This window comes from Microcoleus anatoxicus, from assembly GCF_042465725.1.
GTDB classification, from domain to species: domain Bacteria; phylum Cyanobacteriota; class Cyanobacteriia; order Cyanobacteriales; family Microcoleaceae; genus Microcoleus; species Microcoleus anatoxicus.
In genome coordinates, this window is the sequence record NZ_CP120853.1 from 993,436 (window position 1) to 1,013,980 (window position 20,545).

General features: G+C 43.2%; 27 protein-coding genes and 1 pseudogene. 3 read left to right on the plus strand and 25 right to left on the minus strand.

Translation table 11 applies throughout. The features are described from left to right. Positions 1–275: 275 nt before the first annotated feature. Positions 276–1,334: a 4-hydroxythreonine-4-phosphate dehydrogenase PdxA gene (gene pdxA / locus P2A85_RS04165; RefSeq protein ID WP_377481305.1), complete on the minus strand. Its 1,059-nt coding sequence runs from the start codon at positions 1,332–1,334 to the stop codon at positions 276–278. A gap of 123 nt (positions 1,335–1,457) precedes the next feature. On the opposite strand from pdxA, the gene P2A85_RS04170 reads away from it, so the two are divergent. Continuing rightward, complete coding sequence (locus P2A85_RS04170) at positions 1,458–1,562, plus strand: PetM family cytochrome b6-f complex subunit 7 (RefSeq protein WP_340517484.1); 105 nt, start codon at positions 1,458–1,460, stop codon at positions 1,560–1,562. A 408-nt stretch (positions 1,563–1,970) separates the two neighbouring features. Further along, positions 1,971–2,948: an NmrA family NAD(P)-binding protein gene (locus P2A85_RS04175; protein WP_377477728.1), complete on the plus strand. Its 978-nt coding sequence runs from the start codon at positions 1,971–1,973 to the stop codon at positions 2,946–2,948. A gap of 34 nt (positions 2,949–2,982) precedes the next feature. On the opposite strand, the gene P2A85_RS04180 is transcribed toward P2A85_RS04175, so the two are convergent. Beyond that, positions 2,983–3,129: a hypothetical protein gene (locus P2A85_RS04180; RefSeq protein WP_377477729.1), complete on the minus strand. Its 147-nt coding sequence runs from the start codon at positions 3,127–3,129 to the stop codon at positions 2,983–2,985. A 205-nt stretch (positions 3,130–3,334) separates the two neighbouring features. On the opposite strand from P2A85_RS04180, the gene P2A85_RS04185 reads away from it, so the two are divergent. Continuing rightward, entirely contained in the window at positions 3,335–4,252 is a 918-nt protein-coding gene (locus P2A85_RS04185) for an NAD(+) kinase (protein ID WP_377477731.1), read from the plus strand. 420 nt (positions 4,253–4,672) lie between these two features. On the opposite strand, the gene P2A85_RS04190 is transcribed toward P2A85_RS04185, so the two are convergent. From P2A85_RS04190 to P2A85_RS04300, 23 genes and pseudogenes are all read right to left on the minus strand, one after another. Beyond that, positions 4,673–4,915: a hypothetical protein gene (locus P2A85_RS04190; RefSeq protein ID WP_096829645.1), complete on the minus strand. Its 243-nt coding sequence runs from the start codon at positions 4,913–4,915 to the stop codon at positions 4,673–4,675. Between the two features lie 233 nt (positions 4,916–5,148). Next, positions 5,149–6,090, minus strand: a complete 942-nt coding sequence (locus P2A85_RS04195; RefSeq protein ID WP_377477733.1) for a Fic family protein — start codon at positions 6,088–6,090, stop codon at positions 5,149–5,151. 171 nt (positions 6,091–6,261) lie between these two features. Then, positions 6,262–6,606: a type II toxin-antitoxin system RelE/ParE family toxin gene (locus P2A85_RS04200; protein WP_293197523.1), complete on the minus strand. Its 345-nt coding sequence runs from the start codon at positions 6,604–6,606 to the stop codon at positions 6,262–6,264. Beyond that, positions 6,590–6,877: a type II toxin-antitoxin system Phd/YefM family antitoxin gene (locus P2A85_RS04205; protein ID WP_293186934.1), complete on the minus strand. Its 288-nt coding sequence runs from the start codon at positions 6,875–6,877 to the stop codon at positions 6,590–6,592. Before P2A85_RS04205 ends, P2A85_RS04200 begins: the two co-directional genes overlap by 17 nt. 214 nt (positions 6,878–7,091) lie before the next feature. Beyond that, complete coding sequence (locus P2A85_RS04210; protein WP_377477735.1) at positions 7,092–7,334, minus strand: DUF6887 family protein; 243 nt, start codon at positions 7,332–7,334, stop codon at positions 7,092–7,094. Beyond that, positions 7,334–7,510 carry a DUF6888 family protein gene (locus P2A85_RS04215; protein WP_341739112.1) on the minus strand — a complete coding sequence of 59 codons (177 nt, stop codon included), beginning with the start codon at positions 7,508–7,510 and terminating at the stop codon, positions 7,334–7,336. Before P2A85_RS04215 ends, P2A85_RS04210 begins: the two co-directional genes overlap by 1 nt. A 292-nt stretch (positions 7,511–7,802) precedes the next feature. Further along, positions 7,803–8,498, minus strand: coding sequence for a hypothetical protein (locus P2A85_RS04220; RefSeq protein ID WP_377477737.1), 696 nt, complete (start codon positions 8,496–8,498; stop codon positions 7,803–7,805). Positions 8,499–8,903: 405 nt separating this feature from the next. Continuing rightward, on the minus strand, positions 8,904–9,242 hold the full coding sequence (locus P2A85_RS04225; protein WP_377477739.1) for a hypothetical protein: 339 nt from the start codon (positions 9,240–9,242) through the stop codon (positions 8,904–8,906). Positions 9,243–9,286: 44 nt separating this feature from the next. Beyond that, a complete protein-coding gene (locus P2A85_RS04230; RefSeq protein WP_377477741.1) occupies positions 9,287–10,492 on the minus strand; it encodes a hypothetical protein in 1,206 nt (401 codons plus the stop codon). A gap of 242 nt (positions 10,493–10,734) precedes the next feature. Further along, positions 10,735–11,067 (minus strand): annotated as a pseudogene (locus tag P2A85_RS04235) (DUF5615 family PIN-like protein). Next, a complete protein-coding gene (locus P2A85_RS04240) occupies positions 11,064–11,294 on the minus strand; it encodes a DUF433 domain-containing protein (protein WP_006634608.1) in 231 nt (76 codons plus the stop codon). The pseudogene P2A85_RS04235 and the gene P2A85_RS04240 overlap by 4 nt, the downstream one beginning before the upstream one ends. Further along, entirely contained in the window at positions 11,291–11,632 is a 342-nt protein-coding gene (locus tag P2A85_RS04245; protein ID WP_377477743.1) for a type II toxin-antitoxin system VapB family antitoxin, read from the minus strand. The genes P2A85_RS04240 and P2A85_RS04245 overlap by 4 nt, the downstream gene beginning before the upstream one ends. A 445-nt stretch (positions 11,633–12,077) precedes the next feature. Further along, a complete protein-coding gene (locus P2A85_RS04250) occupies positions 12,078–13,628 on the minus strand; it encodes an ATP-binding protein (protein WP_377477744.1) in 1,551 nt (516 codons plus the stop codon). A 415-nt stretch (positions 13,629–14,043) separates the two neighbouring features. Then, positions 14,044–14,466, minus strand: coding sequence for an SDR family oxidoreductase (locus P2A85_RS04255; RefSeq protein ID WP_377477746.1), 423 nt, complete (start codon positions 14,464–14,466; stop codon positions 14,044–14,046). Positions 14,467–14,547: 81 nt separating this feature from the next. After that, a complete protein-coding gene (locus P2A85_RS04260) occupies positions 14,548–16,098 on the minus strand; it encodes an ATP-binding protein (RefSeq protein WP_377477748.1) in 1,551 nt (516 codons plus the stop codon). A 222-nt stretch (positions 16,099–16,320) separates the two neighbouring features. Then, positions 16,321–16,587: a hypothetical protein gene (locus P2A85_RS04265; protein WP_377477750.1), complete on the minus strand. Its 267-nt coding sequence runs from the start codon at positions 16,585–16,587 to the stop codon at positions 16,321–16,323. A 980-nt stretch (positions 16,588–17,567) separates the two neighbouring features. Further along, positions 17,568–17,699, minus strand: a complete 132-nt coding sequence (locus tag P2A85_RS04270; RefSeq protein WP_377477752.1) for a hypothetical protein — start codon at positions 17,697–17,699, stop codon at positions 17,568–17,570. A 59-nt stretch (positions 17,700–17,758) separates the two neighbouring features. Then, positions 17,759–18,175, minus strand: coding sequence for a type II toxin-antitoxin system HigA family antitoxin (locus tag P2A85_RS04275; RefSeq protein ID WP_377477754.1), 417 nt, complete (start codon positions 18,173–18,175; stop codon positions 17,759–17,761). Continuing rightward, positions 18,138–18,251 carry a type II toxin-antitoxin system HigB family toxin gene (locus P2A85_RS04280; RefSeq protein ID WP_377477756.1) on the minus strand — a complete coding sequence of 38 codons (114 nt, stop codon included), beginning with the start codon at positions 18,249–18,251 and terminating at the stop codon, positions 18,138–18,140. The genes P2A85_RS04275 and P2A85_RS04280 overlap by 38 nt, the downstream gene beginning before the upstream one ends. After that, positions 18,226–18,507 (minus strand): hypothetical protein, encoded by a 282-nt coding sequence (locus P2A85_RS04285; RefSeq protein WP_341730835.1) that lies wholly within the window; start codon positions 18,505–18,507, stop codon positions 18,226–18,228. The genes P2A85_RS04280 and P2A85_RS04285 overlap by 26 nt, the downstream gene beginning before the upstream one ends. Continuing rightward, complete coding sequence (locus tag P2A85_RS04290; protein WP_377481309.1) at positions 18,504–19,055, minus strand: DUF6036 family nucleotidyltransferase; 552 nt, start codon at positions 19,053–19,055, stop codon at positions 18,504–18,506. The genes P2A85_RS04285 and P2A85_RS04290 overlap by 4 nt, the downstream gene beginning before the upstream one ends. Before the next feature lie 93 nt (positions 19,056–19,148). After that, positions 19,149–19,715, minus strand: a complete 567-nt coding sequence (locus P2A85_RS04295; protein WP_377477757.1) for a Uma2 family endonuclease — start codon at positions 19,713–19,715, stop codon at positions 19,149–19,151. 53 nt (positions 19,716–19,768) lie between these two features. Beyond that, the gene (locus P2A85_RS04300; RefSeq protein ID WP_377477758.1) at positions 19,769–20,359 is read right to left on the minus strand and encodes a Uma2 family endonuclease; all 591 of its coding nucleotides are present in this window, start codon (positions 20,357–20,359) and stop codon (positions 19,769–19,771) included. Positions 20,360–20,545 lie beyond the last annotated feature (186 nt).

The window sequence follows — 20,545 nt, forward strand, 5'->3', positions numbered from 1 at the left end:
GACTAATGAAAGGAAATCACCCGTTGGCAACCCCATATAAGGGAAAATCAATAGCAAATTTCAACAGAATCAAGCTAACTAACCTATCTATAGCAATTCTAAATCATTTGTGAATTTCTTGCTCCCAGACCTTAATAAGGGGAGGGTTGGGGTTGGGTAAAAAACTTGCGACTCCTGCAAGGATTGCTATATACTTGATTAACCTTAGTTAATTAACCTCATCTTTTTAGACACTTACCGGGTTCTCTGTACTGGGAGAGAGAGGGCGATCGGTTTTATTTAGTATCTCGCGGATCGCCCCATTTCACCACTGCTCTTCTCCTGGCCAACTCCCTCCCAAGCTCCAAGGCCGATTTCATGCTGGAAGCATCCGCAATCCCTCTACCTACAATATCAAAAGCAGTGCCATGATCGGGGGATGTGCGGACAAAGGGCAAGCCAATTGTAGTGTTAACTGCTCGATCAAAAGCCATTAATTTTACCGGAATCAAACCTTGGTCGTGGTACATTGCCAAATAAGCATCGTGAGCTGGTGCTGCTAAACCGTACCAAGCTTTACCGGGCTTTACCCAGAGGGTATCCGGTGGGATTGGCCCGTCTAACTGCACTTGGCTAAATCGATCGCGCTGAGTTTCCAACCAGGGTATCATCCAGTCTTGCTCTTCATTTCCCAGTTTCCCATTTTCGCCGCTGTGAGGATTCAACCCAGACACGGCTATTCTGGGTGTTTCGATCCCAAAATCTGCCCGCAAACACTCGATGAGCAATTCCAGTTTTTCGCTCAACAACTCTGGAGTCAAAGCATCCGGGACTTGACGTAGGGAAATATGTGTGGTAGCGAGTAAAGTAATCAGCATCCAGTTGCTGTGGGGAGATTTGGCTGCAAACAGCATTCCGAAGCGTTTCGATCGCGCTTTTTCTGCCAGAAGCTCTGTTTGTCCAGGATAATTATAACCTGCGGCCTGCCAACAAGTTTTGGAAATCGGCCCTGTGACAATCGCCGAAAATTCACCAGCCAGGGTACGGGCGATCGCACTTTCGAGATAAGCAAAGCTAGCAGCCCCACTCGCTGCATTACCAACACCAGGGATAATTTCGCCCCACTTGCTGTCGGATTCGACATCGATAATATTTAATGTGTCGGGATTTGCCAAAGCTACGGATGGATCTAGCGATCGCAACCTATCATAAGTTTGGTGCAAAATTGTCCGAGAGCCGATCGTCCACACCCCAACAGCCTCTGCGGGATCAGCCAAAGCCTTGAGAATCACTTCTGGTCCGATTCCCGCTGGATCTCCCAGAGTTACAGCTAGTTTAAATCCTCGATCGAGCATCAAGGCATTTTCTCCAGAAATCAACAACAGTTTCAGCACTGAGATTTTAGCATTCCTGTAGCTGGTTGCCCGAAATTATATTATGTTTGTTTAATGCGATCGTCCAACTAGACATCTAAAATCATGAATCCTGAAATTTTAAATGCAGCCTTGTTGTCCTTTTCCCTAATTTTTGTCGGTATCGGTGGAGGCTTCCTCCTGCTCAAACTCCAAGGCGGCGAAGAATAAGTTTTTTCAATTACACCTTATAAAGTAGGGACACTCAAGCGAGCCCATTAGTGTCAACTTAACGTTAAACCCAGTCACAGACTGCTGTTTGACTATTAAACTTAGATCCGAACGAGCCCCCCTTAAGAAGGGGGGGACAAGAGTCTTTTCTCTCGTCCCCCTTCTTAAGGGGGATTTAGGGGGATCTAGACTTTGCCTAAAAGCTACATTTATATGGCTTTTAGGCTTAAGTTGACACTCCTTGGGCACTGCCGTCTCCTACAGGGATCGATCAGAAAGCCAGCCTTTTGCCGAAGGTGTCAACGCCAAAATGAGAAAATCTTAGGTTTTTGTTAAGTTTTTTTAACAAACTTAACAAAAACCTGATACCATCTTATTGAAAGTTTAAGATTCATAATTAATCCCTAGATGACTTTATTGATTTTAGGTGCCACCGGCACACTCGGCCGCCAAATAGCCCGCCGCGCCCTCGACGAAGGCTACCAGGTGCGTTGCTTGGTCAGAAATTACAGAAAAGCTGCATTTTTAAAAGAATGGGGCGCCGAACTTGTACCGGGCAACCTTTGCCAGCCAGATAGCTTAACTTCTGCACTAGAAGGAGTAACAGCTATCATCGATGCAGCAACAGCCAGCGCAGCCGATTCTGTAAGCATCAAAAGAGTAGACTGGGACGGAAAAGTATCGCTGATTCAAGCAGCAGTAGCAGCAGGCGTCAAGCGTTACATCTTCTTTTCGTTTCTCGATGCCGAGAAATATCCCCAAGTCCCCTTATTAGAAATCAAGCGCTGTACCGAGCTGTTTTTAGCAGAATCTGGTCTAGATTACACAATTTTGAGACCATGTGGCTTTTTGCAAGGACTGCTAAGCCTGTACGCAATGCCGATTTTGGATAGTCAAGGAGTTTGGTTGCCCAATAAGCCGTCAGCCCTTGCCTACATGAACACTCAGGATGTGGCTAAATTTGCAGTTCGGGCCCTTTCCGTTCCCGAAACTGAGAAAAAAAGCTTTCCGATGGTGGGCCCTCGCGCTTGGGATGCTGAAGAAATTGTCCGCTTATGCGAACGACTATCTGGCAAAGAAGCCAAAATCACCCGCACCCCAGATGCTTTGTTGAAGGCTACTCGTCAATTTGCTAGCTTCTTTCAGTGGAGTTGGAATGTAGCTGACAGGTTAGCTTTTTCAGAAGTTTTGGCGGCAGGAAAACCCTTGAAAGCTCCGATGGATGAAGTTTATAGCGTCTTCGGAATAGACCCCAAAGAGACTACTACTTTGGAATCTTATCTCGAAGAATACTTTAGTCTGATTACCAAGAAGCTCAAAGAAATAGAGTACGAGCAGCTTAAAACGAAAAAACGGGGTAAACAAAAAATGCCTTTTACATTTTAATTTGCCCATCGCCCATTCCTCTGACTCAAATTGCTTAGTCTGGGGATGAAATGTCGGTAATTTGTGGCGGTTCCATGCCGCCACAAACTGCAAAATCTACTTTATTAAATAAAAATTTCATGACGGCAACAAGACAGGCCATATTAAAACTATTTTCAACCCGAACTTGGGAACTTTTCAATTTATTAGACTTCGACCATATTTATTGTGGAACAGCTATCTTGCCTGTTCAAGATTGGCAATTCTTGCGATGTCTATTAGACCTCGACCATATTTATTGTGGAACAGGCATCTTGCCTGTTCAAGATTGGCAATTCTTGCGATGTCTATCAAATAAAAAGGACGTAGTTTTTGTCCTCGACGATAGTAGGGCGGGGTAGTTTATCGTGCCGAAAGCTGGGATTATATACAACGATGTTAAACCTGTATCTTGTCGCATCGCCCAAGAGTTGAAAGAACAACTGACGGCGATCGGCTGGGATGTCTGCGCGGTTTCCGGTTCCGGGGGAATTTTGGGCTATTCTAGTCCCGATCGCCCCATGTGTCATACTCCGATCGACCAACTCGTCCCCCCCGGTTTTGACAGCGACATGGAATTTGCCGTGGTGTTGGGAGGCGACGGTACTGTGCTGTCTGCGTTTCGCCAAGTCGCTCCCATTGGAGTGCCACTGCTGACTGTCAATACCGGTCACATGGGTTTTTTGACCGAAACTTACCTTAACTTGCTGCCACAAGCCTTAGAGAAGGTGCTGGCTGGAGAATACGAAATCGAAGAAAGGTCAATGCTAGCAGTACGGTTGTTTCGCGACAATGACTGCCTCTGGGAAGCGCTGTGTTTGAATGAAATGGTGCTGCACCGAGAACCGCTGACTTGTATGTGTCATTTTGAAGTGGCGATCGGGCAACACGCTTCTGTGGACATTGCCGCCGATGGGATAATCATCTCCACTCCCACAGGATCGACAGCCTACGCCCTATCTGCTGGCGGCCCAGTGATTATTCCGGGAGTACCGGTGTTGCAATTGCTACCTATTTGCCCGCATTCCATGGCGTCGCGGGCTTTGGTATTTTCCAACACAGAACCGGTGAAGATTTTGCCAGCAAGTCCGAACCGTCTGGTTATGGTGGTAGACGGGAACGGGGGATGTTATGTTCTACCGGAGGATTGGGTGCAAGTAGAAAAAGCTCCGTACCGCGCCCGTTTTGTTCGGGTACAACCTCCTGAATTTTTCCATGTTTTGCGGGAAAAATTGGGCTGGGGATTACCTCATATTGCTAAACCCAGTTCCGTTGAGTTGCCATGATAGTTGTTGTTGACACTCCCCCCCGGCGCGAATGCACGGGTTTTTTAGTGATATTAATTCCGGTAACACCGGAATAATATAGAGGAGACGGCAGTGCCCATTGGTGTCAACTTAAGGTAGAACCAATAGTCCGGCAGGGGTTTAAACCCCTGCCTCAAAGCGCAAGTCCTCTCAAAGAGGACTGAAGAACTCATTAGTCCTCTTTGAGAGGACTTTAGCTATTAGACAGGGGTTTAAACCCCGCTTAGGACTCGCGGGATGACCAATGAACTTGGCGGGCTGACAGCTTAAGTTGACACCTATGGGCTCTTGGAGTGTCCCTACCCAAAGTAATATTGTAGGGACTAAGGCCAAGCCGTCTCCTAATTTGGTCTACTAATAATTCCGGTGCTCCAGTATCTAAAATAATGGGGTTACTCATCATTCTCCGAAGCCTTTTAGGTATTGGGAATTGTGGGAAAGATCTTCGAGATCGCTATCTAAACAACCAACAAACTCTTGGGCTGCTTGTGTAAAAGATATTTTCTGTGACTTTGTATCAATCGGCTCAAAGGTTTTTTTATTGGCTTGAAACTCAAGAAATTCGATATATTCAAAAATCTTTTCGAGTTGATTTGGGGGGAAATGTTGGATTTTTTGGATTGCCATTTCTAGGGTTAACATGGGTTTCTCCTTGGTTATTTTTGGTACTATTTTAACGATTTACACAAACATCTTTTTTTTGGATCTACTAGCTTGTTGCATGAGTGCGCGATCGCAGGGTATCTATTTATTCTACCAATTTTCTGATTTGTCAAGCTCTCGATCGAGCTTCCGAATCATCTCCAAAGTCAGGTAGCGTTTGCGAGATAGCGTTGGTACGCAGGAACATTTTTGTTTAACATCCTACCCATTACCTATTCCCCATTCCCTAAACCACCGCTGCGATCGAGAAAATCAGTAATCTCCTGATAAAAAGCCTGTCCCTTTCCCCTGCTGCTACTTGCAGTCACCAATAATCTTAAAACTTCCACAAGCGAACTAATCGTAGCATCAAAAATCAATGCAAACAACTGGCTTAAATCATCTTGATTCTGTTGCCCATATGCCAAAGCATTAATATAATCATTGCGGATTTGGTTGTCAATCACCACAATCGGATAGCCAGCACGAATTAAGAGTAAATTCATTAATAATCTGGCGCTTCGACCATTCCCATCGCGAAAAGGATGGATAGAAACAAAACGATAATGAGCCATAGTCGCATATTCGACTGGATGGAGATTTAAGGCAGATTCTGAATTGAGCCATATCGCAAAATCTCTCATTAATTGAGACAGTAAATAATGGGGAGGATAACGATAGTTAGTTCCCGCCGCCATCACATCCAGAGTGCGATAACTACCCGCTTCCTCCGGGTTAATTTTGCGGAGAATAAGATTGTGAATTTGCTTGATTTCCCATTCATTAATCTCCGTATCTTTTTGGGCTAAATTTTCAATATAATCGATCGCCTCCTTATGTCCAATAACTTCTAAATGTTCGTCAAGGGTTTTGCCCCCCACAGTAATGCCCTTCGTTAAAACTAATTCCGTTTCACTTTGGGTTAAAGTATTACCCTCAATGGCATTTGAGTTATAAGTAAAGCGAACATCATAGAGCTTTTTGAGTTCGGCGACGAGGGTGGAATCGAATGGTCTAAACCCATCTAGCCAAGCTTTTAGTTTATCGATTCGTTCTAATTTAAGCCGATAATTCATCATTAAATAGTTGTCGATCGAAGAGGTTAATGAAAATTCCTTGTGTTTACCTAAAATAATTACCTTTTGAATGAATTTCTCGTATAGTTGAGTCTCCATCTTTGAAAATACTCCCCCATTCCTTAAATTGCCAATTTTTCACAAAATCGCCAAATCAGGCGATCGCTCTCCGACCTTGCGCGATCCATAGATTGTAACTCTAAGGCGATCGGCCAAAGTCTTCGATGTCCGATCGCGCTTAAACTCAGAAATCACAACACAAGAACATTTTTACTCTTCTTCATCATTATCCAAAAGCTGTTTTAAAGAATCAAAATTTTGTTGAGAACTGTGGCGAACGCGGTGAATTTTAACCATTCTAGTATTTTCATTTTCTACGATACTAAATAAAATACGATATTTCTTCTCATATAAAAGTTGACGTATTTCCAGATCCAAATACTCACTTTCTAATGCCAAGGGACAACGACTAGGAAAGCTTTCCAGTTTGAGCATTATTTCATAACAGCCCCTAACCCAACGATAGGATTTTTCAGGAGCATTGAGCTTGAGCCACAAAAATATATTTTCTATGTCATGAATAGCAGTAGGAGATATCTCAACTCGGTAGGTCATATTTTTTTTGAAGCTCTTCAAAAGCTTGATGAATAGAAACCCCTTCGCCTCGATCGAATTCCCCTAAGCTTTGACGAATACCTGCAAGAGTTTCAAGAAGTTCTAACCGATTAAGTAGTTTTTCATAACTTTCCGCATCCTGAAGCACAGCAACCGCTTTACCATTAATGGTAATTACGATTGGTGTTTTATCTATTTCAAACTGATGAAGCAACTCAGGAGCTTCCTGTTGAAATTGGTTCAGGGGGCGGCTACGGGAGAGGTTAAGCATGGTGTTCACTTTTTTTGAGTGTTGTTAACAATTTAGCAAAAATTATTTTTTATTGCCTAAATTATAAGAACACCTCAATCCCCAACTCTTCACAAAATCCCCGAATCACTCGATCGCTCTCCGACCTTGCGCGATCGCAGCGTATCTATTGATTCTACCAATTTTCTGTAGGTCAAGCTCTCGATCGAGCTTCCGAATCATCTCCAAGGTGACTCTATTCCGTCCGTTCCACTGTGCTGCTAGCTGGCTGGCTACTAGGCGATGATTCTAATTTCTGCCGAATTGCGGCCTGAATTTTGGCGTCAAAATCGGGATCGCTTGGGCTTGCAATGATTGATTTCGGACGCTGACTGAACCTGTCTAAATATGCCTGACAAGCAGCTCGATCTTGGCGATTTTCCAGAAAGTACCGTCTCAATTCGGCATCGCTCATAGCCTCAAAATTCACTTTGCTCATCAGAATACCTCCCCATTCGGTACAATTTCAAACTCAAGGTCTTCACCATATCCAGCTAGAACGTATACGTTTCGAGTACGACGATCGATACAAACCAGATGAATCGGTTGCAACATGATGAACGTCAACTGATAGCTGACGCGATATAAACTCTCTAACTGAGCAGTAGTTGGCATTTCGGTCACTCACTCCACCTACTGCCTATTTTAACTGTTCCGAGTTCAAATGAACTCATCAGTTTACTTTACTGTTGTTGGAATGGCGTTCTATTGTGGTTAAGCGGGGGTTTGTGCTACTCATAAGGCTTGATGAGAATCTTCGCCGGAATCCTTAATTCTCGATCGAGCTTCCGAACCATCTCCAAGGTCAGGCAGCGTTTGCGAGATAACGGCCTGCGCTTCACCGGACGGCAATGGAGTTTGCTACACAACTAGCAGCGTATGCCGCCGTTCCGTGTGCAAGCGCTTGTTAGACTGTTTGGATGTATTTTGCACGGCAATAATTATTTACGCTATTACCTATGTCATAAATAAAATCTATTAGTTCCTCGCTGTAATCTATTACGATGCTACTACATGACATTTCTGGAAAATGACTTCCTTTATAGTCGAATTCCTCTAATTTGAAACCTACCTCAATTAGGCATCCACGGTCAACTTGAAGATGGAAATTTGTATTCAATAACCTGCGATGCTTAATGGTATTAACAAAAGCTGAAATATATAAAAATTCCGACGAGTTAGATAGGTTCTCAATACTATCAATTATCTGGCTAATATATTTGTCCTTCACTACATCTAGTGTTAACCTAACTAATTTAGTCTTAACTTTATTAATATCAACTTTTTCACTACTGATATGTTGATCGCAGGGTAGTAAAGGCTTCAGAACTATTTCATTAATGATTTGTGCTAAAACATCTGCCAGTGAATGAAGATTTGAAGCTATAGATTCAATATAAATTTCCACTTGAAGCTGAGTATTGAGAAATTGATCAGAGCCAAGTTTTAATGTCAGATCTTCAGTAACATTAAAACTATCTACTAGAAATGATATCCGATCTATCTTGCTTTTAACTGATGCCACATAAACGGCAGCATTATCTGTTAAATCTTTTCGACAAAAATCTAGTAGCTCTTGAGTCTTCCAAGTTTTATCACTCATTGAATTTCTTAAATAAAATCTTAAAAATTTATGAAGTCTAACTTATAATTGTATCGCAGTTGCGGTACAATACTGGATATAGTCGAATAATACCACAGCTTGAAGATGTATGTCAACCCCTTCTTACTCCCCATCATAATCTCCTTTCCTCGATCAAGTTCGCCGCACGATTCGACTCAAGCACTTAAGCCGCCGCATTGAAAAAAGCTGTCTTTATTAGATTTTAGATGAGAGTCGATCGAACACCCTCGGCGATCGCCAAAATCGAGACACTCATTATAACTTCATCACGCTCGAATCACTGTAATCGATTGGTTAAGTTCTGGCTGCCGATATGTCGTAGTTCTTGAATGATGGCGGTATTGTTTTTATAGAATTCGATGAGAATATTAGTGTCACACAAAATCATTGGTTTTCTTTACCCCATGCGTCTTTGCGAATGTCGTCTAGGGTGATATTTTTTCCTTCCCAGATTCCGGCTAGCTCAAAAAAGGATTGTTCTCGATCAGAGTCATCTTTTTTGGGTTCTATCGTTAAACCCAATAGAGCCTTTTGAACTTCCTCCGGTGAGACTTCGACTAGATTTTCAGTCGTGACAGTTTTGTACTGGTAACTCAACTCAATCATTCCGCCAACAGCGTTTACAAGCCTAAGTTGAAGATAGGAAGAATGGTTTGACCGTACCTGCACTTCAAGAACACCATAATCGTTTGTACCTTTAATTTTGTAAAAGGGTTTTCTCATTTCTGTCTAATCCTATTTACTGTTGATTGAGTTTTCCATTATTCTTAATTTTTTGAAGAGATATCTTGAAATGATTCAAAATGTATTGCTCTAGCACTCGTCCCCTGGTTTGCCAAATTGAGTTCCCTACAAATAATTGTATAAATTTCTGGAGGAAATCCCCCAGCAAACAGCCATCTTGTACCTCCATTTTCCATTGTCACAATACCTGAGATATTTGGATACCTATAACCAAGCTGATATGTTCTAATATGTATCGAGAGTTGCCTACTATATATAAAACGTAAAGGACCCAGCTCCTTTAGTAGTCGATACAACTCATAAGCCTTCGTTATATCTAAGCCATACTTCTTAGCTATTCTTAGAATTTCATCAACCTCCGCTGCATCTAAGTCAGACTTCTTAGCTATGCTTAGAATTTCATCAAGCTTCGCTGCATCTAAGCCATACTTCTTAGCTATTTTTAGAATTTCATAAACCTTCGTTATATCTAAGTCATACTCCTTAGCTATTTTTAGAATTTTATAAGCCTCCGCTGCATCTAAGTCATACTCCTTAGCTATTTTTAGAATTTTATAAGCCTCCGCTGTATCTAAGTCATACTTCTTAGCTATTTTTAGAATTTTATAAGCCTCCGCTGTATCTAAGTCATACTTCTTAGCTATTTTTAGAATTTCATAAGCCTCCGCTGTATCTAAGTCATACTTCTTAGCTATTTTTAGAATTTCATAAGCCTCCGCTGTATCTAAGCCATACTTCTTAGCTATTTTTAGAATTTCATTTTGGAGTAAAGTTTCTGCCTCCCTGCGTCGCTCCTTCTTTGCCGCTCTAAGCTGACTCTCTAAGTTATCTCGCTCAGCACTTAGTTCATGTTTGCGATCAACTCCAACCAACTTTATCGTTACAAGGTCAAGCCAACTAGGTTTGGGAGAGCCTATATTTTTCCAGATACTCTCTACTTTTTGGATCAAACCACATAATTCATTTGTGTAACTTTGAGGGATATCGTTTGCGTTTAGCCAAAGCTTACTAACTTGTTCGCCTTTTTCGGTGGTTTCAATTTCATACCAGAAATTGACTGTTTCAAAAGCTTCGTCACTGTACAATTTTTGGGCTAATTCAGGATGTTTTTTCTTGATTTTTTTGATATGGAAGAAAACTTTTCCATTAGGATTAAAAAAAGTATGACCTACAAACCCAAATCCTCTATCAGGATTGTAGCCTTTGATACTGCCGAAGTCTATTGTCATAAAGCTAATTCTATTCACTACTTATAGTTGTATCGCAGTTGTGGTACAATACTGAATATAGTCGAATAATACCACAAATTACGGATAAATGTCAACCCATTCTTACTCCCCATCGGAATCTTCTTTCCTCGATCGAGTTCGCCGCCGGATTCGACTTAATTACTTAAGCCGTCGCACTGAAACAAGCTATCTTTATTATATTTGAGATTAGACTCGATCGCACACTTTCGGCGATCGGTGCATTATGATAAAGCAAGCAGCGATAAAGTCTCGTCTTCATAAAATAATTCGATCGCGTTGAACTCCCGACGCAGCAAATTTTCAACTTGTAATGTCGAACAGTTTCCAAGGCAAAGCCAAATAACTTTCGGTGGATTCCCAAATACTCAGCTCAGGTCGTGCATATCCGCGTCTTTCGAGACAATCATCAAATTATTGTCTTTTGCATAATCCCAAACTATTGGGTCGATCGTTGCTTTCATGCCCACATCTCTAACGTGAAGCGAATTTGGGAAAACATCGCTCAAACGGTTCGGCAACTTGGGCGACAAGTTTTCATCAAACAGTAATTTCATGCGGATAAGGTTGCGGTCATAAACCGACGCTCGCGGTCAGCAGCATAAGCAATACAGGCTTTTAAATCTTCTCGCGTCAAATCGGGAAAATCGTCGAGAATTTCTGCTTCGGTCATCTCGGAAGCCAGGTACTCAAGCACTTCATAAACCGTAATTCGCAAGCCGCGTACACAAGGCTTACCACCGCGTTTATTTGCCTCGATCGTGATGTGGTTTCGGTAGTTCATAAGAAACACTCGGTAATACTATTTTTCTGTGAAGCTACATAGAATGTATCCTTACCCCATGCGTCTTTGCGAATGTCGTCTAGGGTGATATTTTTTCCTTCCCAGATTCCGGCTAGCTCAAAAAAGGATTGTTCTCGATCGGAGTCATCATCCGTTCTCATGCGATCGAGGTCGCCGTCCCAGGCGAGTTTACCCCGTAGCGCCCGGAGGTTCTGTTGGTTTTTCATTTGGATCAACAGGTTCAGGGCCAGTTCTACAACTTCTTGTTGTGCTGTGAGTCCAGTCGCCTGGAGCGCATTAGTGATGAGGGAGTTATCGATTTCGATCGTGGTTTTCATAGGTATTTTGGGGTGAGTCTTATCGATCGCGCTTTCATCCGATTATAATCGTTCTGTCGGCTCCAACGCATTGTTAGGCTTGCCCCATAGCAAATACTTAAAATCTAGCAAATAAAATTGATTTTTAGAAATTAAATTAACTTGCTTCCCTGCTAATTGAAAGCCTAACTATTAATTATCAGGGAAAATTTTCGCCTAACTTATAATTATATCGCAGTTGCGGTACAATACTGAGTATAGCCGTATAATACCGCAGCTCGATGATGTATGTCAACCTCTTCTTACTCCCCATCGGAATCTCCTTTCCTCGATCGAGTTCGCCACACGATTTGACTCAATCACTTAAGTCGTCGCACTGAAACAAGCTATCTTTATTATATTTTAGATTAGAGTCGATCGCACATCCTACGCGATCGCTAAAATCGAAACACTCATCAGAACTTCTTCACGCACGAATCACTGTAATTAACCGACCCATCGGGCTAGTCTGAATTTCAGTATTCAACCGTTCTTCCAACTCCAGTGCATTCTCACGGCGATCGAATATAACCAACCACCCCTCATGTTGTCCCAATCGAGCCAAATACCCATCTAACTGTTCCAACCCTTTACTCAACGGATCGACTTTCCGAGTCCGCCAAACTTTCAGTTCAATGCCTAATGTGACTTCACCATAACGCAAACATAAATCCATCCTGTCTCGTCCGATCGCATATTCTCTCTCCAACGTTCCCCCACCATTAATCACCCGATGTAGAAACGCCATCAGCACCAAATGTGGCGCAATTTCAGGGTAAGACGCACTTTTGAGTAAGGGTTCGCCATGTTGCAGCCAAAATTCTAGAAAAGTTTTCAGTAAAGCCTGAGTATCTAATTTGCCATCATTGGTCAACCAACTCGGTGCAATTTGGGGCAGAGAAGCCATTGGCGTTACGGTGAGGACGCGAGGCAAAACTTCCCGATAAATTGGATTTGCGATCGTCAATCCACCCTGAACGTCCATCTTACACAAACCCAAATCGATTAAAAACTGAATATCATCATTGGGGATATTGCCGAGTTCCAAACCCGCCAACATCGGCTCGATAATTGCTTTGACTCGGTTTTCTCTGAGTCGTTCAGCCAAGCTATCTAAATGCGTATCTTGTCGTTTTATCAGAATTTCTTTAGCTTCTAAAATATGTTCTGGTGTAATTTCTATAGATTCATCTGTTACTAATTCTTCGACGATTTCTTTGGCTAAAGCATTGACCAACCAAGGTTGTCCCTGAGTTAATTCAAAAGCTAACGCTACGGCTTCTGGTGTAAAAACTTGTCCGGTATCTTGGGTATGTTGCCCGTAGAGTTCTGCGACTTCTGAGGCATTAAAATTTCTGAGCGTAATCGATCGCACTTTAATATTAAACGGACTGGATGTATTGAGGCGATCGCTACCCCCCGCAGCCACTTTGTAATCGCGAACATCCCGCAAACCGATTAAGCCCACCGATTGCGGAAACGCACGAGGACGAGAGGGATAACCATTGCGTAATTGACGCAAAACGGACAGCAATACTTCATTTTGGAGCGAATCAATTTCATCAATAAAGATTGCTAAAGGGCGAGGTGAAGTTTGTGCCCATTGCCGCAATGTTTCTTCAATTCCTTGTCCGACTTCCATCTCTGACTTGGCGGGTGGCTGGAGTTCTGGTGGCAAATAGACTCGCGCCTCACTTCGCCAAGAACTTAAAATCGCCGCTTGGGCTTGTTGTGGATTGTCGTTAAAGGGCGAACCTAACTCTACTGAAACAACGATCGCAGTGTATTGTCCGCTATCGACCAGTTGCTTGGCTAAAGCCAGCATGGCGGTAGTTTTCCCCACTTGTCGGGGTGCATGAATGACGAAATAGCTGCGTTGAGCGATTAATCGTTCTAAACCAGGTAAGCGCACCGTGGGCGGCAGTGCGTAATGAATGTCTTCTTGGCACGGGCCTGCGGTATTGAAGTGGCGCGGCATAGGTCAACTGGGGCGAATGGGGCTGCTCTCAGTTTACTTTACTGTTGTTGGAATGGGGTTCTGTGAGGATAAGTGGGGGTTTGTGCTACTCATAAGGCTTGATGAGAATCTTCGCTGGAATTATTAATGTTCGATCGAGCTTCCGAATCATCTCCAAGGTAAGGCAACGTTTAGGAAATAACGACCCCATTTTATTTTAGCTTGGGCATTGCCTTAAGCAGCAGCATAAGAAACCTCACATTCTCAAGGTTACTGAAGACCACCATTACTGTAAAGCAGTTGCCTGTTGATCCATCCCCCTTCTTTGGAACAGAGAAATCTGACTAGATTAGCGCAGTCCTGTGGCATACCGACACGATCCAACAGAGTTATGGATTGCATATCAGTTTTGAGTGCTTCGGACATCCAGCCAGTATCAGTCGCACCTGCCAAACTCTTTAATCAATAGCCAAGTAGCACGGGCATTGACCGCAAAGTGTAAGTCAAAGCTCTCAACTGATGTGGATAGAATATCACTATCAACTGAATGGCAATGAGCAATAACCATTGCCGTAACGTTTCCCAGGTCATGCTCAACAATATCAAAGATGCGCGAAGCAGAATCAGTCAAGGATAAATCAACCTCGATCGCTGTCGATCGCACACCGAATTGCTCAAGTTTGTGGCAAAGTAACTGAACCTCTTTCGGATCGCTGCCCCAAGGCATTGATGTATCGTATGGCTGCCAATAGGTCAGAGCGACATCCCAGCCTGATTTTGCTAATTCTTTGGCAATTGATGATCCGATGCCAATAGTCCGACTTGCACCAGTTATAAGAACTATTGGTCGCTGGGTCATACATTTCTCCACAAGTAAGAATGATAAGTCGATCGAACACTCTGGGCGATCGGCAAAATCGAGACATCGATCGTAACCTCTTCAAGCACGAATCACTGTAATTAACCGACCCATTGGGCTAGTCTGAATTTCAGTATTCAACCGTTCTTCCAACTCCAGTGCATTCTCACGGCGATCGAATATCATCAACCAACCCGAATCTTGTCCCAATCGAGCCAAATATCCATCTAACTGTTCCAACCCTTTACTCAACGGATCGACTTTCCGAGTCCGCCAAACTTTCAGTTCAATGCCTAATGTGACTTCACCATAACGCAAACATAAATCCATCCTGTCTCGTCCGATCGCATATTCTCTCTCCAACGTTCCGCCACCATTAATCACCCGATGTAGAAACGCCATCAGCACCAAATGTGGCGCAATTTCAGGGTAAGACGCACTTTTGAGTAAGGGTTCGCCATGTTGCAGCCAAAAGCCGAGAAACGCTTGCAGGAGTGCTTCGGTCATCAGTTCACCGCGAGGATTCAACCAACTCGGACTGATCGTCGGTAAACTATCTTGCGGGCCTTGCGCCAAAACTCGTGGCAACACTTCTCGATAAATCGGATTGGCGATGACTAAACCCCCGGCTGGATCGCGTTTGAGCAAGCCCAAATCGACGAGATATTGGCGATCGTCATTAGAAGATTCTGGCAATTCTTGTCCGGCTAGTATCGGCTCGATAATGGCTTTGACTCGGTTTTCTCTGAGTCGTTCAGCCAAGCTATCTAAATGCGTATCTTGTCGTTTTATCAGAATTTCTTTAGCTTCTAAAATATGTTCTGGTGTAATTTCTATAGATTCATCTGTTACTAATTCTTCGACGATTTCTTTGGCTAAAGCATTGACCAACCAAGGTTGTCCCTGAGTTAATTCAAAAGCTAACGCTACGGCTTCTGGTGTAAAAACTTGTCCGGTATCTTGGGTATGTTGCCCGTAGAGTTCTGCGACTTCTGAGGCATTAAAATTTCTGAGCGTAATCGATCGCACTTTAATATTAAACGGACTGGATGTATTTAGGCGATCGCTGCCACCCGCAGCTACTTTGTAATCGCGAACATCTCGCAAACCGATTAAACCCACCGATTGCGGAAACGCACGAGGACGAGAGGGATAACCATTGCGTAATTGACGCAAAACGGACAGCAATACTTCATTTTGGAGCGAATCAATTTCATCAATAAAGATTGCTAAAGGGCGAGGTGAAGTTTGTGCCCATTGCCGCAAGGTTTCTTCAATTCCTTGTCCCACCTCCATTTCTTGTTTTGGGGGTGGCTGGAGCTCCGGTGGCAAATAGACTCGCGCCTCACTTCGCCAAGAACTTAAGATAGCCGCTTGGGCTTGTTGTGGATTGTCATTAAAGGGCGAACCTAACTCGACGGAAACCACGATCGCAGTGTAGTCCCCGCTATCAGTGAGTTGCTTTGCTAAAGCCAGCATGGCCGTCGTTTTACCAATTTGTCGGGGTGCATGGATGACGAAATAGTTTTGCTGGGCAATGAGTCGCTCTAAATTCGGGAGGCGACGGGTTGCCGGTAACATATAGTGGATGTCGGCGCGGCAAGGGCCAGCGGTATTGAACCAACGTGGCATAGGTCAACTGGGGCGAATGGGGCTGCTCTCAGTTTACTTTACTGTTGTTGGAATGGGGTTTGTTGTTAAGTGGGGTTTGTACCGACTCATCGGGTGGAAATGAGAATCTTAGGCGGAATTATTAATTCTCGATCGAGCTTCCGAATTATCTCCAAAGTTAGGCAGAGTTTGCGAGATAACGGTGAAGTTGAGCGCAGCAAACAAACTTTGAATCTTAGCAGATTACCTCTCGGCTGTCGGCTCCAACGCATTGTTAGGCTTCTGTCTTTGCGCGATTTGCATGAGCAGCCGAAGTGCTTCATTAACCGCATCACTTGTTGGAAATGCTTGAGCAACATCAGGATCGAGCAACACAACATTCGTTCCTGCCCTGTAGCGATCGACATATTTTCCTCTAACGCCACCCTTCATCTTACTAAAATTATACTCAGGACATAACTCGTCCTCTAGCTCTTGATTATTCTCCATCTTCATAAAATCTCCGCTCATTTCGGGTTGCCTCTCGCGCGCTGATAATCCGAACGCGATGCTTTTTCAAGTTTAAGTTTGATTTGTCTTGATTCCATTCAAATTGCATCTAAACAACACTTGCTACTCTGCTTCAAGACTTAAGTTTAACATCAAGCTTAATGGCGGCCAAAATCTAATTAGCATTAAAAATTTGCGTTAATGAAATGTAACGAACTCTACAAGATTAGCGATCGCACTTGAAGCAGGATCGTGAAGTATTGAGGTTGCTTCATCTAAGAACTTGTCCAAAACGTCCAAGATTCTAAAGAGGGTGACAAGATTGGATCTACTAGCTTGTTGCATGGGTGCGCGCTCGGGAATCTCTATTGATTCTACCAATTTTCAGTGGTCAAACTCGCGATCGAGCTTCCGAATCATCTTCAAAGTCAGACAGCGTTTGCAAGATAACGACCCCGTTCACCCGCCGCTAGTAACCTTTCGGATTCACCGACCAATTTGATACGGTCGGCGTGCAACGGGATTGTTCGACTGCGCGCATTTCTCACCGTGGTTTGATGCTACCGCAAGAAAGCGCGTAACTTTTCAAGTTCATCACCCTGTAAACACTTGGCAAAAGAACGATGGCTCCGAGCATTTGGATGGGGGAGAAAAGCAAAAAATCTTTCACGATTCCCTATCTCAATGGAATCGGATATTGAATTTTCTATCGAGATATTGAATTGGCTTTGAATCACTTGCCTTGCGCGTGATCCCAGAACTACAATCACTTTTGCGCTTGCTAGTTCTAAAACTCTCAACAAGTAGGCTTTCACACATTGCTCCTGTGATTCTTCTACACCAATTTCGGCACGAGACTTACAATGCACTATTTCAGTAAGCGCATAATCTATGCCTGGACTAACGTTCCGTTGAAGTAGCTCATACGATATTCGCACTGTACAAGAGCTACTCGGACATAAAGATGTGCAAACAACTGAGAATATTGGTGTCACACAAAATCATTGATTTTCTTTACCCCATGCGTCTTTGCGAATGTCGTCTAGGGTGATATTTTTTCCTTCCCAGATTCCGGCTAGATCAAAAAAGGATTGTTCTCGATCGGAGTCATTGATTTCGATCGTGGTTTTCATAGGTGTTTTTGGGGTGAGTCTTATCGATCGCGCTTTCATCCAATTATAATCGTTGCCAGCTAAGATGCCAATGGGTAAGGTTGAATGAGAACTTGTGCTGAAATACCTAACTTTTGATTTAACTGCCGGATTATTTCAAGGGTGAGTGGAGCTTTACGATTGAGAATTTCGATCGCTCGATCGTGACTACCTATTACGGCTTCTAGATGCTGTTGAGTTAGACCTCGACTTTCTAGATAATAAAGAATTGCTTCGATCGGGTCAGGCATCACGATCGGCTCATGTTTGTTTTCGTAGGCTTCAACTAAGGTGACTAATATTTCTAATCGCTCGAATTCTGGAGTTCCTTGAGGAGCTTCAAACAAATGCTCTATTTCTTTCAGCGATGCTTTGTAATCTTCTTGGCTTCTAATAGGTTTTAGGCTGTACATAATTACCTCAGATGGTTTCTGCATCCACTTTGTTATATTCAGCATGAGTGCCGATAAATCGGATAAAGACAATCCCAATGTCATAACGCATATTCTCACATATAACGAAGTTCAAGTGCATTGCAAAAGCTATTCAAGCGATTCAGCAAAGCATTGTAGTAGGGATAAGCATCATCTCGTTCATCTTGAAGGCGGGCATAAAGAGTCAGTTCTGGCTCTGCGGCCAGACGATCGAGAGGAACATCTAAGCCTGCTTCAGCTAGGCGCGTTGCTGCGATCGCGACTAACAATGACCCAACTGTATTAGTTTTACCATGATGAAGATCGTCCAGTCCGGGAAGAATTAGCTCCGCTCCCGGCAACTCATTCAAGCTCATAACTGTCCATCCTCTATGTTACTTTCAAAACGTTTAATGAAGTTCTCAACTCTGCTTCTGAGCGCATCAGGATTAAGAGAGGGAAATCGGATTAATTCGGGTGCAATACTCTCAAAACTATTACGCAGTTCTTCTAAGGAAAATAATTTCTGTTCGTACATGGCTTGAACATCTTTAATGTCCCGATCGAATCCCCTGGATATTTTGGAGAGTGCTTGGGCTATAAAGTCATAGTGATAAAACGAGATTTGACCGTATTTGCCAATGAAGATACTCCTGTCGCGCCACCCCGGAATTGTGGGTAAGAAATCCTGTGGGGAAGCCAGTTCGATATTAATATTCAATTCTTGTTTGATTTTGGCGATCGCACCAAAAATGCCTGGGGGTTCAGGATCTAGACGAATATCGATATCAATTGTCGAATTCCGCCATCCAATCAGTAGGGCACTAGCACCACCCGTAAAATAGATGCAGCCTGAACCCTGAGATTCTCTGCCCAAGACTTGCATCAGTCGTTCTATCTTCTGAGAATCAACATTCGGACGCATATGCTGCACAAATATTTAAACGGTAACAGATTTCTTAGAGTTCTACATCAATATTATTATGTCGCCCTCTTAATAATAAATTCAAGATTGCTGCTAGAAAACAATTTCTTCGTAGAATTGCTCGATCGCCAAACTCAACCCAATACTTTTAAGCTCGACGCGATCGCCCGCTCGATCGCTCAAAATCAACCAATCCCCCGCATCATTTCTGTGATAAATATCGATCGCCATCTCATCCGAACTCACCAACACATAATCAATTAAATTCGGATTGCGGCGATATTTGTCAAACTTCTTGCCTCGGTCGTAAGCCTCGGTACTATCCGATAAAACCTCAACGATTAAGCAGGGATAGGTAATATATTGAGGGCTAGAATTATCTCGCCGATCGCAAGTGACACTCAGATCGGGATAGGTATAGTTGCGAGTATTGAGGATATTTACGCGGCAGTCAGAATTGTATGTTTTACAACCACTACCCCGCAGATGGGGCTTGATCGTCGTTAAAAAGTTTCCCGCGATATCACTGTGATTTCTAGTCCCGCCAGTCATCGCATATACGTGACCATCGATTAGCTCGTGCTTTTCTAATTGTTGCTCCTCCCAAGCAAAATACTCTTCAGGCGTAAAGTACCGCTCCTGCTCTTTAGCTGCAATCATAATAACCTCCTAATTTAAACGATTTAGACAAACATTTTTGGTAACAAGCTTTTTCAATTTTGAGGTGTTGTTTCTGGAGTAAGGTCGAGGTTGCGATAGACTTGCTCGATCGCAAAACTGAGATTGATGCTTTTGAGTTCGATGGTGTCACCTTCTTTGTAGTTAATGATGAGCCATTCACTTGTATCTTTTTTGTGATACAAATCCATTTCGATGCTGGTGGAACTAACCAGTAAATAGTCTTGTAAGACAGGGTTGTGGCGGTACATTCTAAATTTGCTACCGCGATCGTATGCCTCAGTGCTGGGAGAGAGAACTTCCACGATTAAGCAGGGGTAGGTAATGTATTGGGTTGTGGTTTTATCGCGATCGTCGCAGGTGACACTTGCATCAGGATGGGTGTAGTTTTTGGTTCCGGCGATGTTGACTCTCAGATCGGAGTTTCCGGTTTCGCAACTGCTGTTTTCTAGATGATTGGAGAAGAGAGTTGTGAGTCTGACGGCAATGCGGCCGTGATTGACGCTGCCACCGCTCATGGCGTAGACTTGACCGTCGATATACTCATGCTTTTCTAGCTGCTTTTCTTCCCAAGCAAAGTAGTCTTCTGGGGTAAGTTGGGGAAAGTTTTTTTTTGCAGCGACCATTTTTTTAGGTAATGGGTAATGGAGCTTATTTCTATTCCCTATTTTAGTCTCACACAAACATTTTTTGCAGCAAGTCTTTTTTGAATTGTTTGGTTAAATTGATTTGTTGATAGATCGTCACAATTGACAGAAATTTTATGCCCTCAGTACGGGACTTCTCAGAGATGGCAACAAGTGGATTGTGCA

Excerpts from the sequence above, each read along its gene's own strand:
- pdxA (WP_377481305.1), bottom strand. The coding sequence starts at position 1,334 with ATGCTCGATCGAGGATTTAAACTAGCTGTAACTCTGGGAGATCCAGCG.
- P2A85_RS04170 (WP_340517484.1), top strand. The coding sequence starts at position 1,458 with ATGAATCCTGAAATTTTAAATGCAGCCTTGTTGTCCTTTTCCCTAATT.
- P2A85_RS04175 (WP_377477728.1), top strand. The coding sequence starts at position 1,971 with ATGACTTTATTGATTTTAGGTGCCACCGGCACACTCGGCCGCCAAATA.
- P2A85_RS04190 (WP_096829645.1), bottom strand. The coding sequence starts at position 4,915 with ATGTTAACCCTAGAAATGGCAATCCAAAAAATCCAACATTTCCCCCCA.
- P2A85_RS04195 (WP_377477733.1), bottom strand. The coding sequence starts at position 6,090 with ATGGAGACTCAACTATACGAGAAATTCATTCAAAAGGTAATTATTTTA.
- P2A85_RS04200 (WP_293197523.1), bottom strand. The coding sequence starts at position 6,606 with ATGACCTACCGAGTTGAGATATCTCCTACTGCTATTCATGACATAGAA.
- P2A85_RS04205 (WP_293186934.1), bottom strand. The coding sequence starts at position 6,877 with ATGCTTAACCTCTCCCGTAGCCGCCCCCTGAACCAATTTCAACAGGAA.
- P2A85_RS04210 (WP_377477735.1), bottom strand. The coding sequence starts at position 7,334 with ATGAGCAAAGTGAATTTTGAGGCTATGAGCGATGCCGAATTGAGACGG.
- P2A85_RS04215 (WP_341739112.1), bottom strand. The coding sequence starts at position 7,510 with ATGCCAACTACTGCTCAGTTAGAGAGTTTATATCGCGTCAGCTATCAG.
- P2A85_RS04220 (WP_377477737.1), bottom strand. The coding sequence starts at position 8,498 with ATGAGTGATAAAACTTGGAAGACTCAAGAGCTACTAGATTTTTGTCGA.
- P2A85_RS04225 (WP_377477739.1), bottom strand. The coding sequence starts at position 9,242 with ATGAGAAAACCCTTTTACAAAATTAAAGGTACAAACGATTATGGTGTT.
- P2A85_RS04230 (WP_377477741.1), bottom strand. The coding sequence starts at position 10,492 with ATGACAATAGACTTCGGCAGTATCAAAGGCTACAATCCTGATAGAGGA.
- P2A85_RS04240 (WP_006634608.1), bottom strand. The coding sequence starts at position 11,294 with ATGAACTACCGAAACCACATCACGATCGAGGCAAATAAACGCGGTGGT.
- P2A85_RS04245 (WP_377477743.1), bottom strand. The coding sequence starts at position 11,632 with ATGAAAACCACGATCGAAATCGATAACTCCCTCATCACTAATGCGCTC.
- P2A85_RS04250 (WP_377477744.1), bottom strand. The coding sequence starts at position 13,628 with ATGCCGCGCCACTTCAATACCGCAGGCCCGTGCCAAGAAGACATTCAT.
- P2A85_RS04255 (WP_377477746.1), bottom strand. The coding sequence starts at position 14,466 with ATGACCCAGCGACCAATAGTTCTTATAACTGGTGCAAGTCGGACTATT.
- P2A85_RS04260 (WP_377477748.1), bottom strand. The coding sequence starts at position 16,098 with ATGCCACGTTGGTTCAATACCGCTGGCCCTTGCCGCGCCGACATCCAC.
- P2A85_RS04265 (WP_377477750.1), bottom strand. The coding sequence starts at position 16,587 with ATGAGCGGAGATTTTATGAAGATGGAGAATAATCAAGAGCTAGAGGAC.
- P2A85_RS04270 (WP_377477752.1), bottom strand. The coding sequence starts at position 17,699 with ATGAAAACCACGATCGAAATCAATGACTCCGATCGAGAACAATCCTTT.
- P2A85_RS04275 (WP_377477754.1), bottom strand. The coding sequence starts at position 18,175 with ATGCTGAATATAACAAAGTGGATGCAGAAACCATCTGAGGTAATTATG.
- P2A85_RS04280 (WP_377477756.1), bottom strand. The coding sequence starts at position 18,251 with ATGCACTTGAACTTCGTTATATGTGAGAATATGCGTTATGACATTGGG.
- P2A85_RS04285 (WP_341730835.1), bottom strand. The coding sequence starts at position 18,507 with ATGAGCTTGAATGAGTTGCCGGGAGCGGAGCTAATTCTTCCCGGACTG.
- P2A85_RS04290 (WP_377481309.1), bottom strand. The coding sequence starts at position 19,055 with ATGCGTCCGAATGTTGATTCTCAGAAGATAGAACGACTGATGCAAGTC.
- P2A85_RS04295 (WP_377477757.1), bottom strand. The coding sequence starts at position 19,715 with ATGATTGCAGCTAAAGAGCAGGAGCGGTACTTTACGCCTGAAGAGTAT.
- P2A85_RS04300 (WP_377477758.1), bottom strand. The coding sequence starts at position 20,359 with ATGGTCGCTGCAAAAAAAAACTTTCCCCAACTTACCCCAGAAGACTAC.